General features: G+C 72.7%; 16 protein-coding genes. 12 read left to right on the top strand and 4 right to left on the bottom strand.

From position 1 onward, the window contains the following. Both ACXJKG_RS09330 and dusB read left to right on the top strand, forming a co-directional pair. On the top strand, nt 1-459 hold a 459-nt coding region (locus ACXJKG_RS09330), incomplete at its 5' end, for a LuxR C-terminal-related transcriptional regulator (protein ID WP_456845486.1). 14 nt (nt 460-473) lie between these two features. Further along, on the top strand, nt 474-1658 hold the full coding sequence (gene dusB, locus ACXJKG_RS09325; protein ID WP_456845485.1) for a tRNA dihydrouridine synthase DusB: 1185 nt from the start codon (nt 474-476) through the stop codon (nt 1656-1658). Nucleotides 1659-1662: 4 nt separating this feature from the next. On the opposite strand, the gene ACXJKG_RS09320 is transcribed toward dusB, so the two are convergent. After that, nucleotides 1663-2535 carry a carbohydrate kinase family protein gene (locus ACXJKG_RS09320; protein ID WP_456845484.1) on the bottom strand — a complete coding sequence of 291 codons (873 nt, stop codon included), beginning with the start codon at nt 2533-2535 and terminating at the stop codon, nt 1663-1665. Between the two features lie 65 nt (nt 2536-2600). Between ACXJKG_RS09320 and ACXJKG_RS09315 the strand changes: the two genes are divergently transcribed. Further along, the gene (locus ACXJKG_RS09315) at nt 2601-4871 is read left to right on the top strand and encodes a M28 family peptidase (RefSeq protein WP_456845483.1); all 2271 of its coding nucleotides are present in this window, start codon (nt 2601-2603) and stop codon (nt 4869-4871) included. 56 nt (nt 4872-4927) lie between these two features. Next, nucleotides 4928-6370 (top strand): alpha-amylase, encoded by a 1443-nt coding sequence (locus ACXJKG_RS09310; RefSeq protein ID WP_456845482.1) that lies wholly within the window; start codon nt 4928-4930, stop codon nt 6368-6370. Nucleotides 6371-6408: 38 nt separating this feature from the next. Here ACXJKG_RS09310 and ACXJKG_RS09305 read toward each other — a convergent pair whose 3' ends face one another. Further along, entirely contained in the window at nt 6409-8145 is a 1737-nt protein-coding gene (locus ACXJKG_RS09305) for a glycoside hydrolase family 13 protein (protein WP_456845481.1), read from the bottom strand. A gap of 83 nt (nt 8146-8228) precedes the next feature. Further along, nucleotides 8229-9329: a LacI family DNA-binding transcriptional regulator gene (locus ACXJKG_RS09300; RefSeq protein WP_456845480.1), complete on the bottom strand. Its 1101-nt coding sequence runs from the start codon at nt 9327-9329 to the stop codon at nt 8229-8231. 163 nt (nt 9330-9492) lie between these two features. Between ACXJKG_RS09300 and ACXJKG_RS09295 the strand changes: the two genes are divergently transcribed. The 7 genes from ACXJKG_RS09295 to ACXJKG_RS09265 all read left to right on the top strand — a co-directional run bounded on the left by ACXJKG_RS09295 (nt 9493) and on the right by ACXJKG_RS09265 (nt 19206). Then, nucleotides 9493-10740, top strand: coding sequence for a sugar ABC transporter substrate-binding protein (locus ACXJKG_RS09295; protein WP_456845479.1), 1248 nt, complete (start codon nt 9493-9495; stop codon nt 10738-10740). A 162-nt stretch (nt 10741-10902) separates the two neighbouring features. Further along, on the top strand, nt 10903-12525 hold the full coding sequence (locus ACXJKG_RS09290; RefSeq protein ID WP_456845478.1) for an ABC transporter permease subunit: 1623 nt from the start codon (nt 10903-10905) through the stop codon (nt 12523-12525). Further along, nucleotides 12525-13406, top strand: coding sequence for a sugar ABC transporter permease (locus ACXJKG_RS09285; RefSeq protein ID WP_456845477.1), 882 nt, complete (start codon nt 12525-12527; stop codon nt 13404-13406). Before ACXJKG_RS09290 ends, ACXJKG_RS09285 begins: the two co-directional genes overlap by 1 nt. Continuing rightward, nucleotides 13403-15250, top strand: a complete 1848-nt coding sequence (locus ACXJKG_RS09280; RefSeq protein WP_456845476.1) for a glycoside hydrolase family 13 protein — start codon at nt 13403-13405, stop codon at nt 15248-15250. Before ACXJKG_RS09285 ends, ACXJKG_RS09280 begins: the two co-directional genes overlap by 4 nt. A 16-nt stretch (nt 15251-15266) precedes the next feature. Continuing rightward, entirely contained in the window at nt 15267-16574 is a 1308-nt protein-coding gene (locus tag ACXJKG_RS09275) for a deoxyguanosinetriphosphate triphosphohydrolase (protein ID WP_456845475.1), read from the top strand. A gap of 41 nt (nt 16575-16615) precedes the next feature. Beyond that, nucleotides 16616-18547 (top strand): DNA primase, encoded by a 1932-nt coding sequence (dnaG, locus tag ACXJKG_RS09270; protein WP_456845474.1) that lies wholly within the window; start codon nt 16616-16618, stop codon nt 18545-18547. Nucleotides 18548-18633: 86 nt separating this feature from the next. Next, a complete protein-coding gene (locus ACXJKG_RS09265) occupies nt 18634-19206 on the top strand; it encodes a VIT1/CCC1 transporter family protein (RefSeq protein ID WP_456845473.1) in 573 nt (190 codons plus the stop codon). Between the two features lie 6 nt (nt 19207-19212). On the opposite strand, the gene ACXJKG_RS09260 is transcribed toward ACXJKG_RS09265, so the two are convergent. Continuing rightward, entirely contained in the window at nt 19213-20010 is a 798-nt protein-coding gene (locus ACXJKG_RS09260; protein WP_456845472.1) for a transglutaminase-like domain-containing protein, read from the bottom strand. Between the two features lie 326 nt (nt 20011-20336). On the opposite strand from ACXJKG_RS09260, the gene ACXJKG_RS09255 reads away from it, so the two are divergent. Beyond that, nucleotides 20337-20666: hypothetical protein (locus tag ACXJKG_RS09255; protein WP_456845471.1), on the top strand; the 330-nt coding region annotated here is incomplete at its 3' end.

The following is a 20666-nucleotide window of genomic DNA, read 5'->3' as shown; positions in this document are numbered from 1 at the left end:
CTGCTCGACGTCGAGATGCCGGGCATGGACGGCATCACGGCCGCCGCCGAGCTCAAGGCCCGGTTCCCCACATGCCGCTCGCTCATCGTCACCACGTTCGGCCGCCCCGGCTACGTCCGGCGCGCGCTCGACGCCGGCGCCAGCGGGTTCGTGGTCAAGGACACCCCGGCGGAGCAGCTGGCGGACGCCGTGCGGCGCGTGCACCGGGGCCTGCGGGTGGTCGACCCGGACCTCGCCGTCGAGTCCCTGGCGGTCGGCACGAGCCCGCTGACCGACCGCGAGCGCGACGTGCTCGTCGCCGCGGCGAACGGCGGGACGGTCGCGGACATCGCCCGCGAGACGTTCCTGTCGGAGGGCACGGTGCGCAACTACCTGTCCGCCGCGATGGGCAAGACCGGCGCCCGGACGCGTGCCGAGGCGGTCCGGCTGGCGCAGGAATATGGCTGGTTGCTCGGCTGAGGGACACTAGGGGCATGACCCTGACGACTCCTGCGGTTCCGGCGCGCCCCGGCGCCGTCCTGCCGCCGTTGCGCATCGGTCCGCTGACGATCGACACGCCGGTCGTCCTGGCGCCCATGGCCGGTGTCACCAACGCCGCGTTCCGGCGCCTGTGCCGCGAGTCCGGCGCCGGCCTGTATGTCGCCGAGATGGTGACGTCCCGCGCCCTGGTCGAGCGCGGCGAGGAGTCGATGCGGATCATCTCGCACGAGCCCGACGAGCGTCCGCGATCGGTCCAGGTGTACGGCGTCGACCCCGCGACGGTGGGCGCCGCCGTGAAGCTCATCGCGAGCGAGGACCGCGCCGACCACGTCGACCTGAACTTCGGCTGCCCGGTGCCCAAGGTCACGCGCCGCGGCGGGGGAGCGGTGCTGCCCTGGAAGCGGGACCTGTTCCGGAACATCGTCACGGCCGCGGTCGACGCGGCGAGCCCGTACGGCGTGCCCGTCACCGTGAAGATGCGCAAGGGCATCGACGACGACCACCTGACGTACCTCGAGGCCGGCCTGGTCGCGCAGGAGGTCGGTGTCGCGGCCGTCGCGCTGCACGCCCGCACCGCCGCCGACTACTACTCGGGAACGGCCGACTGGGACGCGATCGCGCAGCTCAAGCAGGCCGTCACCGACATCCCGGTGCTGGGCAACGGCGACATCTGGTCGGCCGAGGACGCGCTCGAGATGGTCGCGCAGACCGGCTGCGACGGCGTCGTCGTCGGCCGCGGCTGCCAGGGCCGCCCGTGGCTCTTCGCCGACCTCGCGGCCGCGTTCGCGGGGTCCGACGAGCGCATCACGCCTGGCCTCGGCTACGTCGCGACCATCGTCCGCCGCCACGCCGAGCTGATGGTCGAGCACTTCGGCGACGAGGGCAAGGCGCTGCGCGAGATGCGCAAGCACATGGCCTGGTACTTCAAGGGCTACGTCGTGGGCGGCGAGACGCGCGCCGCGCTCGGGCTCGTGTCGACCATGGCCGAGCTCGACGAGCGCCTGGGCCGGCTCGACCTCGAGCAGGGCTACCCGGGCGCCGGTGCCGAGGGCCAGCGCGGCCGCGCCGGCTCGCCCAAGCGACCGCTCCTGCCGTACGGCTGGCTCGACTCGCGCGAGCTGTCGGAGGAGTTCGCCAAGGCGCTCCACGAGGCCGAGCTGAGCGTCTCCGGCGGCTGACGCCTCACACGCGCCGGACCTGCACCGCGACCCGGTCGAGGGCCTCGCGGTCGGCGGACGGCGCCCCGAGGTCGCGGGTCGTGACGGCCAGGGCCCCGGTCGCCGCGGCGCGCGCGAGGGACGCCTCCACCGGCAGCCCGTCGAGGACCCCGCTGAGCAGGCCGGCGAGGAACGCGTCGCCCGCGCCGTTGGTGTCCACGACCTCGTCCACCGGCGCGGCCGGCACCTCGATCCACCCGTCGGCGTCGAGCGCGATCGCGCCCGCGCCGCCGTGGGTGCACACCGCGAGCCGGCACCCGCGCGCGACCGCGTCGCGCAGGTAGGCCCGCGGGTCGGTCAGCCGGGCCGCGCTCACCAGGAGCACGTCCGCGGCGGCCACGAAGTCGCGGGGGTAGTCGGCGATGTCGTCGTCGTCGTGCACGTCGCACCACACCGGCACGCCGGCCGCCCGGGCGGCGGGCAGGAGCGGGCGGCTGTGGTCGGCCAGGTCGAGGACGGCGACGTCGATCCCGTCGAACGACGGCACCGGCCCGGCCGCGGGCGCGGGCAGCTCGAGGTAGATCGAGACGCGCGACCCGTCCTCGGCCATGAGGTTGACGTGCCGCTCGGTCGTCTCGACGGGCTGCGCGACGACGGCGATCCGCGGGTGCGCGAGCGCCGCGCGGACGAGCCCGCCCTCCCGGTCGTCGCCGAGGGCCGTCCGGAGCGTGACGTCGACGCCCAGCGCCGCCAGCGTCAGCGCCTTGCCGGCCGACGTCCCGCCGAGGCCGTCGTGGTGACCGCTCGCGAAGAGGGTCTGCGATCGTGGATCGGGAAGGGCGGGGAGCCGGACGAGGGTGTTCCAGGAGGCGGGACCGTTGACCAGGACGCGAGGCACGGACCCCACCCTAGGAGCGGCGTGGTGGTGCCGAGCACGACGGCACAGCAGGGATCATGAGGCCCGTGAACGTGACGACGAGGTCCCGCGGCCTCTCCCTGCTGAGCCTTCTGGTCCTCGTCGCGCTGACCGTGATCAGCCTGTGGACCGTCTGGCCCCCGGCGCCCGCCCCGTCGGACGCCCCCGCCGACGAGTTCAGCGCGCGGCGCGCCTTCGAGCACGTGCAGGCGATCGGACAGGAGGTCCACCCGGCCGGCAGCGACGCGGCCGGCGACGTGCGCGACCACATCGTCGACACGCTCACCGACCTCGGCATGGACCCGGAGGTGGTGGACGGTGTCGGCGCGACCGGCGCCCTGGGTAGCGGGTACGGGCTCGCCGCCGTGAAGAACGTGGTCGCCGTGCTGCCCGGGACGGACTCGACCGGCCGGCTGTTCATGGTGGCCCACTATGACTCGGTGCAGGTGTCCTACGGCGCCAACGACGACGGCGCCGGCACCGCGACCCTGCTGGAGACGGTCCGAGCCCTGCGTGAGGGGCCGGCGCTGAAGAACGACGTCGTGCTCGTGTTCACGGACGCCGAGGAGGCGTGCCTGTGCGGCGCCGAGGCGTTCGTGCACGACGACCCGCTCGGCGCCGACGGCGGCGTGGTGCTCAACTTCGAGGCCCGCGGCGCCTCGGGCCCCGCGATCATGTTCGAGACGTCCCGCGGCAACGCCGCCCTGGTCGACGTCTACTCGACCGTGCCGCACCCGGTCGGCAGCAGCATGGCGGTCGAGGTCTACCGGATCCTGCCCAACGACACGGACTTCACGCCGTTCCGCGAGCAGGACCGGTTCACCGGCCTCAACTCGGCCTACATCGACGGCTCGGCCGTCTACCACTCGCCGGAGGACCGGCCGGAGTACCTGGACCTCGCGAGCCTGCAGCACCACGGCTCGAACGCGCTCGCGCTGGCCCGGCACCTGGGGAGCGACGACCTCGCCGCGCTGAGCGTCCCGTCCGCGAACGACGCCACGTACTTCCCGGTCCTCGGCCAGCTCGCGCGGTACCCCGGCTGGCTCGTGTGGCCGGTCGCGATCCTCGCGGCGCTCGCCGTGGCCGCCCTCGGCTGGCTGTCCGTCCGCGCCGGTCTGCTGCGCGGACGTCGGCTGGCCGCCGGGTTCGCCTGGGCGCTGGCGCCGGTCGTGGCGGCCGCCGTGATCGCGCAGCTGTTCTGGATGCTGCTGGTCGCGCTGCGGCCCGGGTACGGCGAGATGCTCGACCCCTGGCGGCCCTGGTGGTTCCGCGGGGCGCTGATGGCCCTCGTCGCGACCGTCCTATTGCTCTGGTTCGGCGCGCTGCGCGGGCGGCTCGGTGCCCCGGCGCTGGTGATCGGTGCGCTCGGGTGGCTCGCGGTGCTCGGGCTGGTGCTGGCCGCGGTCACGCCCGGGGGCTCGTACCTCGCGGCCCTTCCCGCCCTCGCCGGGGGCGTCGGCGGGATCGTCGCGCTGCGCCTCGGCGACACGGGCCGGGTCGTGACGGCCACCGTCGTCGGCGCGGTCGCCGTCGTGGTGCTGGCGCCCATCGTGCTGCTCTTCCTGCCCGCGTTGGGGCTGGCGACGGGCGCGGCGCCCGCCCTGTTCGCGGTGCTGCTGGGGCTGGCGCTGCTGCCCGTCCTGGACCGGCTGGTGCCGAGCGGCCGCCGCGCGTTGCTCCCCGCGCTCGTCGCCGGTGCGCTGGCGATCGTCTGCGTCGGCGCGGGCCTGGTCGTCGACACCTTCGACGCGAAGCACCCGCTGCCCACCCAGCTCATGTACGCGCTCGACGCCGACTCCGGGCAGGCCTGGTGGGTCAGCTCCGAGGTCAGCCCGAGCGACTGGACCAGCCAGTTCGTCTCGGAGCACCAGGACGTCCACACGACGTTCCCGCTGCTCGGCACGGGCGTCTGGACCGGGGCGGCCGAGCCTGCGGACCTGCCGGCGCCCGAGGTGACGACGGCCTCCGACACCACCGCGGACGGCGTCCGCACCCTCGAGCTGACCGTGGTGCCGCAGCGGCAGGTCCGCCTGGTGGGGATGCACATGAGCGACGCAGGGGTGCGGACCGCCGAGGTCGAGGGCCGTGACGTGCCGGTCTCCGACGGCACGTTCGACGTGGTGTTCAACGCGCCGCCTCAGGACGGTGTGCACGTCACGCTCACCCTGGACGCCGACAAGGACGCCGAGCTGCGGGTCGCCGACGGCAGCGACGGGCTCGAGGACCTGCCCGGATTCCGGCCGCGACCGTCCGGCGTCGGCATCGAGGGGTCGCACACGTCCGAGCTGGTGCTGGTGGGAACGACCGTCACGTTCTAGGGTGTGGCGTCCTGCAAGTTGCTGCAATGCTTTGCAGCCCGCCCCGGATGGTGACGATGACGCACCTGACCGCTCGAGCGACCGCCCTGGTCGGCGCTCTGCTCCTCCTCGCGGCGTGCAGCGGGCCACCCGAGCCGTCGGCGTCCCCGCCCGACGGCGGCGGTCACGACGTCGGCGTCGAGATGTTCCAGTGGACGTGGGACTCGATCGCGACGGAGTGCACGGACCACCTCGGGCCGGCGGGGTACGCGTGGGTGCTCACCAGCCCGCCGCAGGAGCACATCCTCGGGGACCAGTGGTGGACCGCGTACCAGCCCGTCAGCTACCAGGTGGAGTCGCGGCTCGGCACGCGTGAGCAGTACGAGGCCATGGTGCAGACGTGCCACGACGCCGGTGTGGACGTGTGGGCCGACGCGGTGATCAACCACATGACCGGCCAGGACTCCCCGGGCACGGGCTGGGCGGGCTCGACGTACTCGCACTACGACTACCCCGGGATCTACACCGACGCCGACTTCCACCACTGCGGGCTGACGGCGAACGACGACATCGTCGACTACAAGAACGCCGCCCAGGTGCAGACGTGCGAGCTGGTGAACCTCGCCGACCTGGCCACCGAGACGGACCACGTGCGGTCCACGATCGTCGCCTACCTGCAGGACCTGGTCTCGCTCGGCGTCGACGGCTTCCGCATCGACGCCGCCAAGCACATGCCACCGGCCGACATCGCCGCGATCGTCGCCCAGCTGCCGGAGGGCACCGGCATCGCGCAGGAGGTCATCCGTGGCGGCGGCGAGCCGATCACCCCGGAGCAGTACACGGGCAACGGGAAGGTCTACGAGTTCGCCTGGGGCAAGGACGTCCAGGGGGTCCTCGCCGGGTCGCCGCGACTCGCGCTCGACCTCGGCACGACGGGGGCCTACCTCCCGTCCGACGACGCGATCATCTTCGTCGACAACCACGACACCGAGCGCAACGGCTCGACGCTCAGCTACGCCGACGGCGCGCAGTACGGGCTGGCGAACGTGCTCATGCTCGCGAGCAGCTACGGGACGCCCGCGGTCTACACGGGCTACGCCTTCTCCGACCGCGACGCCGGCGCGCCGCAGGACGCGGACGGCCGCGTGCTCGACGCCGCGTGCGGCGACGCCCCCGGTCCGGACGCCGACCTGTCGGACGGCGACTGGGTCTGCCAGCACCGCTGGCCGCAGATCGAGGGCATGGTCGGCTGGCGCAACGTGGTCGGCGACGCGCCCCCGGTCGACGAGTGGTCCGACGGCGACGCCGTCGCGCTCGGCCGCGGGGAGCGGGGCTTCGTCGTCGTCAACGCGGGCGACGCCGAGCTGCGCACGGAGCTGGCGACCAGCCTGCCGGACGGCGACTACTGCGACGTGCTGTCGACGCAGGAGTGCGCGTCGTCGACGGTCAAGAACGGGAAGCTCACCGTCGTCGTCCCGGCCCACGCCGCCCAGGCGTGGGACGTCGTGCACCGACCCTGAGCGGAACGGCCCCGCCGCAGCGGGGCCGTTCCTGCAGGTCAGGCCGGGTAGCGGGCCCAGACGGTCGCGTCGGAGGGCACCAGCACGGAGCCGTCCGCCTCGACGGCGGGGTCGATCGACGCCAGCAGCACCTCGGCGCCCGCGGGCAGCGCGACGGGCTCGGCACCCAGGTTGGCGACGACCAGCACGTCCCGGTTGACGAACGCGATGACGTCGTCGCCCAGCCCGTGCAGCCACTCCATCCCGCCGGTCCCCAGGTCCGCCTCCCGGCGCAGCCGGAGCGCCGCACGGTAGGTCTCGTAGGTCGAGCCGGCGACGCCGCGCTGGGCGTCCAGCGCGTAGGACGCCCACGCCTCGGGCTGCGGGAGCCAGGTCACGCCGGTGGGGGAGAACCCGAACCCGGCCTCGTCGGACGACCACGGCAGCGGCACCCGGCAGCCGTCGCGACCGCGCTCGGCGCCGCCCGTCCGGAAGAAGGCCGGGTCCTGGCGCAGGTCGTCGTCGAGCGCGGTGTGGTCGGGCAGCCCGAGCTCCTCGCCCTGGTACAGGTACGCGGAGCCCGGCAGCCCGAGCATGAGCAGCGAGGCGCAGCGGGCGCGGCGCAGGCCGAGGGCCTCGTCCGGTTGCTCGTCGCCGTGCCCGATGCCGTTGGGCCGCGTGCCGGGCTCGGCCAGGCCCAGGCGGGACGGGTGCCGGACGACGTCGTGGTTGGACAGCACCCACGTGGTCGGGGCGCCGACGACGTCCGCGGCGCGGTAGGAGGCCTCGACGACCGTGCGCAGTGCCGGGGCGTCCCAGTGCGTGGCCAGGAACGCGAAGTTGAAGGCCTGCTGCATCTCGTCGGGCCGGATGTAGCGGGTCAGCCGGGACAGGGGCTCCACCCAGGCCTCGGCGACCAGCGCGCGGTCGCCGTCGTACTCGGCCAGCACCCGGTTCCAGGCGCGGTAGATGTCGTGCACGCCGTCCTGGTCGAACATGGGCCCCTGGTTGCCGGCGCCCGAGACGGTGTCGGTCGGCTCCACGTCGTCCGACCCCTCGATCATCGAGACGTGCCCCTCCCAGTCCGGCAGGCCGGGTGCCTTGACCATGCCGTGCGCGACGTCGATGCGGAAGCCGTCGACCCCGCGGTCGAGCCAGAAGCGCAGGACGTCCTCGAACTCGGCGCGGACCTCGGGGTGCTCCCAGTCGAGGTCGGGCTGCCGGGAGTCGAACAGGTGCAGGTACCACTCGCCCGGCGTGCCGTCGTCGTTCGTGGTCCGGGTCCAGGCCGGCCCGCCGAAGATCGACTGCCAGTTGTTGGGCGGCTCGGTGCCGTCGACGCCGCGGCCCTCGCGGAACAGGTACCGCGCGCGCTCGGGCGACCCGGGCCCGGCGGCCATCGCCGCCTGGAACCACTCGTGCTCGTCGGAGGTGTGGTTGGGCACCAGGTCGACGATCACGCGCAGGCCGAGGCCGTGCGCGCGCTCGAGCATCGCGTCGAAGTCGGCGAGCGTCCCGAACAGGGGGTCGACGTCGCGGTAGTCGGCCACGTCGTAGCCGGCGTCGGCCTGCGGGGACCGGTAGAACGGCGAGAGCCAGACGGCGTCGACGCCGAGCTCGGCGAGGTGGTCCAGGCGCGAGGTCACGCCGGGCAGGTCGCCGATCCCGTCGCCGGACGCGTCCGCGAACGAGCGGGGGTAGACCTGGTAGATCACGGCATCCCGCCACCACTCGCCGTCGGGGGATCCGGCGGCATGCACCACGGTGCGCAGGGGTCGGGTGTCGGTCGTCGTCATGCGGGCATGCCTCACTTCGGGGGGTCGCACTGAGGGGGGAGGCGCCGTTGCCGGGCAGCGAGCGCCGAGCGCTCGAAGTCCGGTCAGAGTACGGCGGGAGCCTGAGAGGTCACAGCGGCCAAGGTCAGCGCGGGTGCGGCCCCCGTCGAACCACGCACGATGAGCTCCGGGTGGAACTTCAGCTCGGTGCGGGACGCCGGTGCCCCGTTGATCTCCGAGACCAGCGCCGAGACGGCGGCGTGGCCCATCGACAGGACGGGCTGGCGCACCGTGGTCAGCGGCGGGTCGGTGAACGCGATCAGCGGGGAGTCGTCGAACCCGACCACCGACAGGTCGCCCGGCACCGACAGCCCTCGCGAGCGGGCCGCTCGGATGGCGCCGAGCGCCATGAGGTCCGAGCCGCAGATGATCGCGGTGTGGCCGGAGTCGATGAGCTCGAGCGCGGCGGCCTGGCCGCCCTCGACCGTGAACAGCGTGGTGACCACGTGGCCGTCGGTCTCGGTGACGCCCAGGTGGCGTTGCAGGTTGACCGCGAACTCCACCCGTTTGCGGGCGGCGGGCACGAAGCGCTCCGGCCCGATGGCTAGGCCGATCGAGCGATGCCCGAGCGAGACCAGGTGGCGGAAGGCGAGGTCCAGCGCCGCCGAGTCGTCGGTGGAGACCGACGGGGCGTCGACGCCCTCGGCGAACCCGTTCACCAGCACGATCGGCATCCCACGGCTGCGCAGGCGGTGGTAGCGCTCCTTGCTCGCCGTCGTGTCGGCGTGCAGCCCGGACACGAAGACGATCCCGTCGACCGCGTGCTCGAGCAGCATCTCGACGTACTGGTCCTCGGTGGTGCCGCCCGGAGACTGCGTGCAGAGCAGCGGCGTGTACCCGCGCTCGGTCAGCATCGTCTCGATGACCTGCGCGAACGCCGGGAACACGGGGTTCGACAGCTCGGGGACCACCAGGCCCACCAGGCCGGCCGAGCGGGTGCGCAGCTTCTCGGGCCGCTCGTAACCGAGCACGTCGAGGGCCGCCAGCACGGCTTGACGCGCTTGGGCCGACACGCCGTGCTTGCCGTTGAGGACCCGAGACACCGTTGCCGTGCTGACGCCGGCCTGCTCGGCCAGATCCGTCAGACGGGTGCGCACAGGCGGCAGCGTAGGGGACACCGGACCTCCTCGTCCGTAGTCGTTCATGAAGGTCCCCCCGGGGCGTGTCGAGCACCCGCTGGAACCGTTGCCTGAAAGTTACCGTAACGACTTGCAAGCGCCGCCGCAACGACGCTAACTTCGGCGATATCAGGCCAGCGTCGGTGGGATTCCGCCGCACGCCGGCACACCCCACAGACCCTCCTTGGAGATGACGATGCGACGGAGCATCCCTGTCCTTGCCGCGGTCGCCGGCCTCGCCCTCACGCTCACGGCGTGCTCGGGCTCGGGCGGCGGCAGCGACGAACCGACCTCGGGCGGCGAGACCTCGGCCGCAGCCTCGGGCACCATGACGATGTGGGTCGACGAGACCCGCATCGACTCGTTCAAGCCGATCGTCAAGGAGTTCGAGGCCGAGACGGGCGTCACCGTCGACCTCGTGCAGAAGATCTCCGCCGACATCAAGAACGACTTCATCTCGCAGGTGCCGACCGGCACCGGCCCCGACGTCGTCATCGGCGCCAACGACTGGCTCGGTGGCTTCGTCACCAACGGCGTGGTCGCCCCGGTCGAGCTCGGCGACAAGACGGACGGCTTCGCCCCGTCGGCCATCCAGGCGTTCGCCTACGACGGCCAGCAGTACGGCGTCCCGTACGCGATCGAGAACATCGCGCTGGTCCGCAACAACAAGCTGCAGCCGGAGACCACGGCCACGACGTTCGACGACCTCATCACCGAGGCCAAGACCGCCGGCACCCAGTACCCGATCCTCATCCAGCAGGGTCCGGACACGGGCGACGCCTACCACCTGTACCCGCTGCAGATGTCGTTCAACGCCCCCATCTTCAAGCAGTCGTCGGACGGCTCGTACACCGCCGAGCTCGGCCTGGGCGGCCCCGAGGGTCAGGCGTTCGCGACCTACCTGGCCAAGCTCGGCCAGGAGAAGGTGCTCGACCCGCAGATCACGGCCGACATCGCCAAGCAGGCGTTCCTCGACGGCAAGTCGCCGTACATCGTGACCGGCCCCTGGTACACCACGGACTTCACCAAGGCCGGCATGGACATCTCCGTCATCCCGATCCCGAGCGCCGGTGGCTCCGAGGCCAAGCCGTTCGTCGGTGTCCAGGGCGCCTACATCTCCGCGAAGTCGAAGAACCAGGTCCTGGCGAACGAGTTCGTGACGAACTTCCTCACGACCGAGGCGGTGCAGACCGAGCTCTACAAGTCCGGCGGCCGCAACCCGGCCCTGACGGCCGCGGCCGACAAGGTCGAGGACCCGATCCTCAAGGGCTTCAACGAGGTCGGCTCCACCGGCGTCTCGCTGCCGACGATCCCCGAGATGGACGCGATGTGGGAGTTCTGGGGCTCGACCGAGGTCCAGATCATCAGCGGCGCTGCCGCTGACCCGGTGGCTGCGTGGAACACGATGGTCGCCAACATGCAGAGCAAGATCGGCTGAGTCCGGGAGCACCCCGCCGCCGGCCCACGTGTCGGCGGCGGGGTGCTCTCCGCAGTTCCCGGCAGCACCCGCAGAGCGTTGTCGTGCGGTGCGCCCCCCGCAGTGCCACATTGCTGACAAGACGGGCGCACCGTGGCGCCCGCCGCCCAGGAGGTCGCCGCCATGACGCAGCAGATTGTCGACTCCGACGTCGAGGCGGGGGAGCCGCCCGCACCACCACCGGGCCGCGGCGAGGGGTCGCCCGACCACTCGCCCGCCCGCTCGATCCGGCCGGGGTTCTTCGTCAAGCTGATCCTCGTCGCAGCGGTCGACGCGCTCGGCGTCTTCGGCATCGTCGCCGCCGCGACCCAGCGGTCGTGGGTCATCGTCGGCTTCCTGGCGCTGGCGCTCCTCGCGATCAACTGGGCGTACTTCTCGCGGCGGGCGCTGCCGGCCAAGTACCTCGTGCCCGGCATGATCCTGCTCTTCGCCTACGTCGTGTCGGCGGCTCTCTACACGGCGTTCATCGCCTTCACCAACTACGGCGACGGTCACAACTCCGACAAGGCCGACGCGATCAGCGCGATCCTCGCGCAGAACGAGAAGCGGGTCGAGGGCTCGGCCGCCTACCCGCTGACCGTCGTGCAGCGGGCGAACACTCTCGGCTTCGCGATCGTCAACGCGGACGGCGACGCCGAGCTCGGCTGGGCCGAGCAGCCCATGGAGCCGGCCCCCGACGCCACCATCGAGAACGGCAAGGTCACGGCCGTGCGCGGCTGGGACGTGCTGAACTTCGCGGCGATCGCGCAGAACCAGGAAGCGATCACGACCCTGCGCGTCGCAGTGAGCGACGACCCGAACGACGGGTCGATCCGCACGCAGGACGGCTCGACCGGGTACGTGTTCACGTCGTCGCTCGTCTACGACGAGGCGGCCGACACGATGACCGACCCGTCGACGGGCACCGTCTACATCCCGAACGACCGCGGCAACTTCGTCGCCGAGGACGGCACGGTCCTGCAGCCCGGGTGGCGCGTGACCGTCGGCTTCGAGAACTTCACGAAGGCATTCACCAACTCCGAGATCCGCGGGCCGTTCCTCCAGGTGCTCTGGTGGACGTTCGCGTTCGCGTTCCTGTCCGTGGCGACCTGTTTCGTCGTCGGGTACTTCCTCGCGGTCGTGTTCAACGACCCCCGGGTCCGCGGCCGCAAGATCTACCGGTCGCTGCTGATCCTCCCATACGCGTTCCCCGCGTTCCTGGCCGCCCTGGTCTGGCGCGGGATGATGAACCAGACGTTCGGCTTCATCAACCAGACGCTGCTGGGCGGGGCGTCGATCCCGTGGCTGGACGACCCGACGCTGGCCAAGGTGTCGATCCTCATCGTCAACCTCTGGCTCGGCTTCCCGTACATGTTCCTCATCTGCACGGGTGCCCTGCAGTCGATCCCCGGTGACGTCCTCGAGTCGGCCCGGATGGACGGCGCGAGCCCGTTCCGGATCCAGCGCGCGATCGTCATCCCGCTGCTGATGGTGTCGGTGGCGCCGCTGCTCATCGCGTCGTTCGCGTTCAACTTCAACAACTTCGTGCTGATCTACAACCTCACCGGCGGCGGTCCGAACTTCCCCGGCGCGCCCATACCCGTCGGGCACACCGACATCCTCATCTCGCTGGTGTACTCCGTGGCGTTCGAGGGCGGTCAGCGGCAGTACGGCTTCGCCAGCGCGCTCACCATCCTCATCTTCATCATCGTCGGCGCCATCTCCTGGTGGGGCTTCCGGCGGACCCGTTCCCTCGAGGAGATCTGATGGCCGCCACCTCGCTCGAGCAGCACACAGCCGTCACCGGCGCCCGGTGGTGGCGAGAGGTCGGCTGGCGGCACATCGTCGGCGTCGTCGTCATCGTCGTCATCAGCGTCCCCCTGCTGTACGTGCTGTCCGCGTCGCTCAACCCGGGCGGCACCCTCACCGGGTCGAACGAGCTGTTCCGCACCATCAGCTTCGAGAACTACGCCGACCTCAGCAGCCGGCCGTACTGGAGCTGGTTCCGCAACTCGCTGGTCGTCTCGGCGGTCACCGCCGTGGGCACCGTCCTGCTCGGCGCCGCGGCGGCCTACTCGTTCTCACGGTTCCGGTTCCGGGGCCGGCGCGGGACGCTCACCGGGCTGTTGCTGGCGCAGATGTTCCCGCAGACGCTCGCGTTCGTCGCCATCTTCCTCATCCTGCTCACGCTCGGGAAGGTGTTCCCCCCGCTCGGGCTCAACAGCCTGCTCGGCCTGATCATGGTGTACCTGGGCGGCGCGCTCGGGGTGAACACGTTCCTCATGTACGGCTTCTTCAACACGGTCCCGCGCGAGCTCGACGAGGCCGCCAAGATCGACGGCGCCTCGCACGCCCAGATCTTCTGGACGATCATCCTGCGCCTGGTCATGCCGATCCTCGCGGTGGTCGGGCTGCTGTCGTTCATCAGCGCGTTCGGCGACTTCCTGCTGGCCAAGGTCGTGCTGCAGCGGCAGGAGCAGTACACCGTCGCGCTGGGCCTGTACTCGTGGGCTGCCGACGAGCGGACGGCGCCGTGGGGCTTGTTCTCCGCCGGTGCCGTCGTCGCGGCTGTCCCCGTGGTCGTCCTGTTCCTGCTGTTGCAGAGGTACATCGTCGGCGGGCTGACCGCGGGGTCCGTCAAGGGATGAGCCGGGTGCGCCACCTGCTCGACCAGCCGCACCACGACGGGTCGGAGCTGTACGTCCGGCGTGCCACGCCGCGGCTCGGCGACGTCGTCCCGGTGCGCATCCGGGTGCCGGTCTCGGGCACGGAGCGGGCCGTGTGGCTGCGCACGGTCCGCGACGCCGAGCCGCGCATGGTGCCGACGCGCCTCGAGCGGACCGACGACGACGCCCGCTGGTACGTCGGCGAGGTGCCCGTGCACAACCCCGTGGCGGGCTACCGCGTGCTGCTCGACGAGCCCGGCGGCTACCGCTGGCTCAACGGGCGCGGCCTGCACGCGCGGGACGTGCCCGACGCGGGCGACTTCCGGCTCACCGTGCACGACCCGGCCCCGGCCTGGATGGACACGTCCGTCGTCTACCAGGTGTTCCCCGACCGGTTCGCTCGGTCCGGGAACGACCACGGGCCCCTGCCCGACTGGGCCCTGCCGGCGCAGTGGGACGACGAGCCCATCGGCGCCGGTCGCGGGGTGGCGCAGCAGTACTTCGGCGGGGACCTGGCGGGGGTCGAGCAGCGGCTCGACCACCTCCAGCGCCTCGGCGTCGACACCCTGTACCTGACGCCCGTGTTCCCCGGCCGGTCCAACCACCGGTACGACGCGAGCACGTTCGACCGGGTGGACCCCCTGCTCGGCGGTGACGAGGCTTTCGCCTCCCTGAGCCGCGCGGTGCACGGCCGCGGGATGCGGATCCTGGGCGACCTGACGACCAACCACACCGGCGCCGGGCACGAGTGGTTCGCGCGGGCGCAGGCGGACCGGGCCGGCGAGGAGGCGTCCTTCTACTACTGGACCGACACCGACCCGGGGTACGTCGGCTGGCTGGAGCACGCGTCGCTGCCGAAGCTCAACTACAACGCCCCGGCCCTGGCCGGCCGCATGGTCGACGGGCCCGACTCCGTCATCGGGCGCTGGCTGGTCGAGCCGTACTCGCTGGACGGCTGGCGCATCGACGTCGCCAACATGACCGGCCGGTACGCCGACGACGACCTGACGCTGCAGGTCGCCCGCACGATCCGGGCCACGATGCACGCCCTGAACCCCGAGGCCGTGCTGGTCTCGGAGCACTTCCACGACGCGGGCACGGACCTGGCGGCGGGCGGCTGGCACGCGAACATGAACTACTCGGCGTTCACGCGGCCGGTGTGGACGTGGCTGGTGGACCCGGAGCTCGACCTCGGGTTCCTCGGCATGCCGGTGCCGATCCCGCGCCGCGACGGCGTCTCGATGGTCGACACCATGCGCGACTTCGACTCGACGGTCCCGTGGGCCGYGACGACCCACCAGTGGAACATGCTCGGCTCGCACGACACGGCCCGCCTGCGCACGGTCGTCGGCACGCGCGAGCGCGTGGAGCTGGCCGCCGGCCTGCTGTTCACCTACCCGGGCACGCCGGCGATGTTCGCGGGCGACGAGGGCGGCCTGACGGGCACCAACGGCGAGCACTCCCGGGTCGCGATGCCGTGGGACGACATCGACGCCGGCGGGGGAGCGCGCTGGGACGCCGCGACGTTCGAGGTCTACCGGTCGCTGATCGCGGTCCGGCGCGGCTCCCGTGCCCTGCGCGAGGGCGGCATGCGCTGGGCGGTCGTGAGCCCCGACGCGGTGGCGTACCTGCGGGAGACGGTCGACGAGCGGGTGCTGGTGCTGGTCGCGCGCGCGCCGTGGGAGGGCGCCGACCTGCCCCGCCACCTGCTGGCTCCCGACGCGGACCCGTCGAACCTCTACGGCGGAGGCGACCTCGAGGTGCACACGGACCGCCTGGTGCTGCCCGGCGACGGACCAGGGGTGCAGGTCTGGCGACTCGCGTGATCGTTACGCTGGCCCCGTGACCGCACTGGACCAGTCCCTCGACCTCGACGGGTACGTCGACGCCGACCGGGAGCGCTGGGTCACGGAGGCGCCGAAGTCGCGCGAGCGGACCGCCTTCGAGCGGGACCGGGCGCGCCTGGTGCACTCCTCGGCGCTGCGGCGGCTGGGCGCCAAGACGCAGGTGCTCGGGCCGTCGTCGGACGACTTCGTGCGGACCCGGCTGACGCACACGCTCGAGGTCGCACAGGTGGGCCGCGAGATCGGCAAGGCGCTGGGCTGCGACCCCGACATCGTCGACACGGCCTGCCTCGCGCACGACCTGGGGCACCCGCCGTTCGGCCACAACGGCGAGCGCGCGCTGGCGGAGCTGGCCAAGGGCATCGGCGGGTTCGAGGGCAACGCGCAGACGCTGCGGCTCCTCACGCGGCTGGAGCCCAAGGTCGTCGCCCCCGACGGTCGGGCCGTCGGGCTCAACCTCACGCGGGCCAGCCTGGACGCGTCGGTCAAGTACCCGTGGCGGCACCTGCAGGGGCCGGTGAGCGCGGCCAGCGGGAAGCCGACGCACAAGTTCGGCGTCTACGAGGACGACCTGCCGGTGTTCCAGTGGCTGCGCGACCAGGCTCCGGACGGCCGCAAATGCCTCGAGGCGCAGGTTATGGACCTGGCAGACGACATCTCGTACTCGGTGCACGACGTGGAGGACGCGGTCGTGGGCGGGCGGCTCGACCTCGAGGTGCTGGGCGTCCCCGTCGAGCGCGACCGCGTGGTCGAGGCGGTGCAGACCTGGTACGGCGACGCGGTGAGTGCGGACGGCCTGCAGGACGCGATGGACCGGCTGGTCGCGGCCGACCTGTGGCGTCCGGGGTTCGACGGGTCCCGCGCCGCGCTGGCCTCGCTCAAGGACTCGACCAGCCAGCTCATCGGCCGGTTCGCCAAGGCGTCGCAGCTGGCCACCCGGGAGGCGTACGGCTCGGGTCCGCTCACCCGGTACGCCGCCGACCTGATCGTGCCGCACGAGACCCTCGCCGAGATCCTGGTGCTCAAGGGCCTGGCGGTCGCCTACGTCATGGCGCCGCGCGAGCTCGAGCCGCTCTACCACCGGCAGCGCGAGGTGCTGGTCGACCTGGTGCACGTGCTCTCGGAGCGCGCGCCGATCGCCCTCGAGCCGCCCTTCGCCGCGGACTGGCAGGAGGCCGCCGACGACGCCGCACGGCTGCGCGTCGTGATCGACCAGGTGGCGTCCCTCACCGACGTCTCCGCCGCGGACCTGCACGCGCGCCTGGTGCACCCGCCCCGGCACGGCGGCCCCGCGGCTTTCGTGTGAACCCGGTCCGGTGCGTCCGCCCCGACGCCTAGACTCCTCGCGTGGCAGGACGCATCCGGCGGGAGGACGTGGAGGCGGTCCGCGAGCGTGCCCACATCGAGGACATCGTCGGGCAGCACGTCACGCTGAGGTCCGCGGGCGTCGGGTCGATGAAGGGCCTGTGCCCGTTCCACGACGAGCGCTCCCCGTCGTTCCACGTCCGTCCCCAGGTGGGTCGTTACCACTGCTTCGGCTGCGGCGAGGGCGGCGACGTCATCGACTTCGTGCAGAAGGTCGACGGGCTGGGGTTCTCCGAGGCCGTCGAGTACCTGGCCGGCAAGGTCGGGCTGCAGCTCCGGTACGAGGAGGGCGGCGCCCCGCGCCCCGGCGAGGAGCCGGGCAAGCGGCGCCGGCTCATCGAGGCGCACAAGGTCGCCGAGGAGTTCTACCGCGAGCAGCTGAGCACCCCGGCCGCCGCGGCCGGGCGCCAGTTCCTCGCGGAGCGCGGCTTCGACCGGTCGGCCGCGGCCGACTTCGGCGTCGGGTTCGCGCCGCAGGGGTGGGACTCGCTCATGCGCCATCTGCGCGGCCGCGGGTTCACGGAGGCCGAGCTCAGCCTGTCGGGCCTGGTCAGCCAGGGGCAGCGCGGGGTGTACGACCGGTTCCGCGGCCGGCTGGTGTGGCCCATCCGTGAGCTGACGGGGGAGACCGTCGGCTTCGGTGCCCGCCGCCTGTTCGAGGAGGACCAGGGGCCCAAGTACCTCAACACCCCCGAGACGCCGCTCTACAAGAAGTCGCAGGTGCTCTACGGCATCGACCTGGCCAAGCGCGACCTGCAGCGGGACAAGCGGGTGGTCGTCGTCGAGGGCTACACCGACGTCATGGCGATGCACCTGTCGGGCGTCGGCACCGCGGTGGCCACCTGCGGCACGGCGTTCGGGTCCGACCACGCCCGCATCGTGCGGCGCCTGATCGGCGACTCGGGGTCGTCGGGCGGCGTCCAGCTGGCGTCCGGGGCGTCGGTCGGCGGCGAGATCATCTTCACGTTCGACGGCGACGCCGCAGGTCAGAAGGCCGCACTGCGGGCGTTCGGGGAGGACCAGTCGTTCTCCGCGCAGACGTTCGTGGCCGTCGAGCGCTCGGGCATGGACCCGTGCGAGCTGCGGCAGGCCAAGGGTCCCGACGCCGTGCGCGCGCTCGTCGCCGGCCGCACCCCCCTCTACGAGTTCGTCATCCGCTCGACGCTGGCGTCCTACGACCTGCGCACGGCCGAGGGCCGGATCGGCGCCCTGCGCGCCGCCGCGCCCATCGTCGCCGGCATCCGTGACGCCGCCCTGCGGCCCGAGTACACCCGGCTGCTGTCGGGCTGGCTCGGCATCGACGACCAGGACTCCGTGCGACGGGCCGTGCAGGGCGCCTCGACGCGGCCCGCTGCGCCCCGCGCCGAGCGGTCGGTCCCGTCGTCCGAGCCGGTGCCCGCCCCCGTGGTGCGGATGCCCGTCCCGGACCGCCGCGACCCCGTCGCGCAGATCGAGCGGACCGCCCTCGAGGTGGTGCTCCAGCGCCCCGACCTGGTGGCCGCCGACTTCGACGAGCTGCCCTCCGACGCCTTCGGGGCGCCCGCCTACCGCGCGGTGCACGAGGCCATCCGCGCGGCCGGCGGGCTGGCGGTCGCCCGCCCGCTGCTGCAGTCGTCCGGCGGCTCGACGGGCTGGGTCGGCGCGGTCATCGAGCAGGCCGCCGAGCCCGTCCGGCCGCTGGTCACGGAGCTCGCGGTCGCGCCGCTGCCCGAGGACCGCCCCGAGTCGCTCGAGGGGTACGTCAAGGGCGTCGTGCTGCGGCTGGTGGAGATCGGGTTCACCCGGCACATCGCCGACCTGCGCGGTCGCCTGCAGCGCATGGACGCCGAGGCCGACCCGGCCGCCTACCAGGCCGCGTTCGCCGAGCTGGTCGAGGTCGAGGGTCGCCGCCGCAACCTGCGCGAGAGCGCCTGACATAGGTGAGGCTGTCCTGCATCGTCGCAGGTCAGGGCAGGCTTTGCTTCGGTGACAGGATCGCGGACGCGGCCTAGCGTGGCGGTATGACGACCACGGTCGAACGTCCGGCGCCCACGCTCGCGAGCCTGAACTGGTTGCGTGCGGGGGTGCTCGGCGCCAACGACGGGATCGTGTCGGTGGCGGCCACGGTGCTCGGCGTCGCGGGTGCGGCCACGGCGGTGGGTACCATCGCGGTCGCCGGGATCGCCGCCCTCGTCGCGGGAGCCCTGTCGATGGCCGCCGGCGAGTACGTGTCGGTGAGCAGCCAGCGGGACGCGGAGCGGGCGGCCCTGCGCCGCGGCCGGGTCCTGCCGACCCTCGTCGTCTCGGACGACCCGGAGCAGGTGACCAACCCCTGGCACGCGGCGATCGCGTCGTTCGCGTCGTTCCTCGTCGGTGGGCTGATGCCGCTGCTCGTGGTGCTGGCACCCTGGGGCGCCGCCCGCGTCCCGGCCACGTTCGCCGCCGTCCTGCTCGCGCTCGTGGTGACCGGGCTCGTCGCGGCCCGGTTCAGCGACGCCGAGCCGCGCCGGTCGGTCCTGCGCAACGTGCTGGGCGGCTCGGTCGCGATGGCCGTGACGTTCGGCGTCGGCGCCCTGGTCGGCCTGTCGGTCTGACCCGGCTCAGCGCAGYGGGACGAGCCCCGTGCCGTCGTCGGCCGGGAGCACCGCGTGCACGGCGGCGGTGACGGTCATGGCCCGGATGGACAGCTGCCCGCCGTAGTAGGACAGGAACGCGGTGTCGGTGGCGTCGCGGCCGGTGGCGATCCGCACCAGCGACTCGCGCGGGGCCAGCCGGGTCGCGTCGACCACGTGCCAGGCGCCGTCGACGTACGCCTCGGCGACCGCGTGGAAGTCCATCGGCTTGAGCCCGGGCGCGTAGACCGAGACGAGGCGGGCGGGGACGTCCTTGGCGCGCAGGAGGGCGACCACCAGGTGGGCGAAGTCCCGGCAGACGCCGCGGCGCTTGAGGAGCGTGTCGGTGGCGCCGTCCGTCGGCAGGCTGGAGCCCGAGAGGTACGTGACGTGGCCGGTCACCCAGGCGACCACGGCGTCGAGCAGCTCGGCGCCCTCGAGGGTCCGGAACTGGTCGCGGGCGAAGGCCAGGAGGCGGTCCGAGTCGGCGTAGCGGCTGGGCCGCAGGTACTCGACCAGGTCGACGTCCTCGATGGCCGGCAGGTCCGCCTGACCGGTGATGGTGGCCTGGTAGTCGACGACCAGGCGGCCCGCGGGGGCCAGCACGCGGTGCATCCGGCCGCCGTGCGCCATCTTGATCTCGGCGACGTCCAGGGGGCCGTCCTCGTGCCTCACCGAGAAGATCTCGGAGCGGTCGTAGGCGCCGTCGGCGACGGCCACGGAGAGCAGGATCTCGAGCGGGTTGCGCACGTCGAGAGACAGGTGCGAAGTCACGGTGCGCAGCACGGCCGGGGGTCCTTTCCCGGCCATCGGCGGCCGGACCATCAGAGGGGGCAGGCGCAAGTGTGAGGCTCGCGGGGCGATCCGTCCAGCCAGCGGACAGACCCCGGTAAAAGTGCAGGTCACAGGCGTGCGGCCGGGGTTCGCGGAGGGCCGTTCCGGCGCGGGTTACCGGCGAGTAGACCGGTCCCGACGCCGGTCGGGGAGCGGGGGAACTCTGGCCAATGTCGTAGACCCCCCGAGGTCCCGGGCGTAGCGTCGAGGACGGGGCTGGACAAAAGCCGCGAACCGGGCGTGCTGTCAGGCGCGACCGACCGGCACGGGGGCATGCCGTGGACGACGTCATCGAGCTGGAGATCGAGCAGGGACCCGAGGCCGGGACCTACTCGGTCCAGGTGCTGCGCTCGGTGTCGGGCGGCGAGCCGCAGGGCACGATGACGCTGGACGTCCCCGCCCTGCTGGCCGGCCTGCCGCTGCTCGAGGCGACCGTGCTCGCGTCGGCCGTGGCCGCCCGGCGGGTCGTGGGAGACAAGGAGGCCCCCCTGCGCGCGATGGGCACGCAGCTGTTCGAGTCCGTCTTCGCCGGCGGGGTMGGCGGTGCGTACCGCGCCAGCCTCGGGGTGGCCCGCGAGCGCGGGAACGACCTGCAGGTGCTCCTGCGG

It is taken from the genome of Cellulomonas sp. P5_C6 (assembly GCF_054049635.1).
Note: the sequence above shows the minus strand (reverse complement) of the source record. Positions and strands in the feature narration are given on the sequence as shown.

What these genes read in the sequence shown, in the direction of transcription:
- ACXJKG_RS09300 (WP_456845480.1), bottom strand. Translation starts at nt 9,329, where the DNA reads ATGAACGACTACGGACGAGGAGGTCCGGTGTCCCCTACGCTGCCGCCT.
- ACXJKG_RS09305 (WP_456845481.1), bottom strand. Translation starts at nt 8,145, where the DNA reads ATGACGACGACCGACACCCGACCCCTGCGCACCGTGGTGCATGCCGCC.
- ACXJKG_RS09295 (WP_456845479.1), top strand. Translation starts at nt 9,493, where the DNA reads ATGACGATGCGACGGAGCATCCCTGTCCTTGCCGCGGTCGCCGGCCTC.
- dusB (WP_456845485.1), top strand. Translation starts at nt 474, where the DNA reads ATGACCCTGACGACTCCTGCGGTTCCGGCGCGCCCCGGCGCCGTCCTG.
- ACXJKG_RS09310 (WP_456845482.1), top strand. Translation starts at nt 4,928, where the DNA reads ATGACGCACCTGACCGCTCGAGCGACCGCCCTGGTCGGCGCTCTGCTC.
- ACXJKG_RS09285 (WP_456845477.1), top strand. Translation starts at nt 12,525, where the DNA reads ATGGCCGCCACCTCGCTCGAGCAGCACACAGCCGTCACCGGCGCCCGG.
- ACXJKG_RS09290 (WP_456845478.1), top strand. Translation starts at nt 10,903, where the DNA reads ATGACGCAGCAGATTGTCGACTCCGACGTCGAGGCGGGGGAGCCGCCC.
- ACXJKG_RS09265 (WP_456845473.1), top strand. Translation starts at nt 18,634, where the DNA reads ATGACGACCACGGTCGAACGTCCGGCGCCCACGCTCGCGAGCCTGAAC.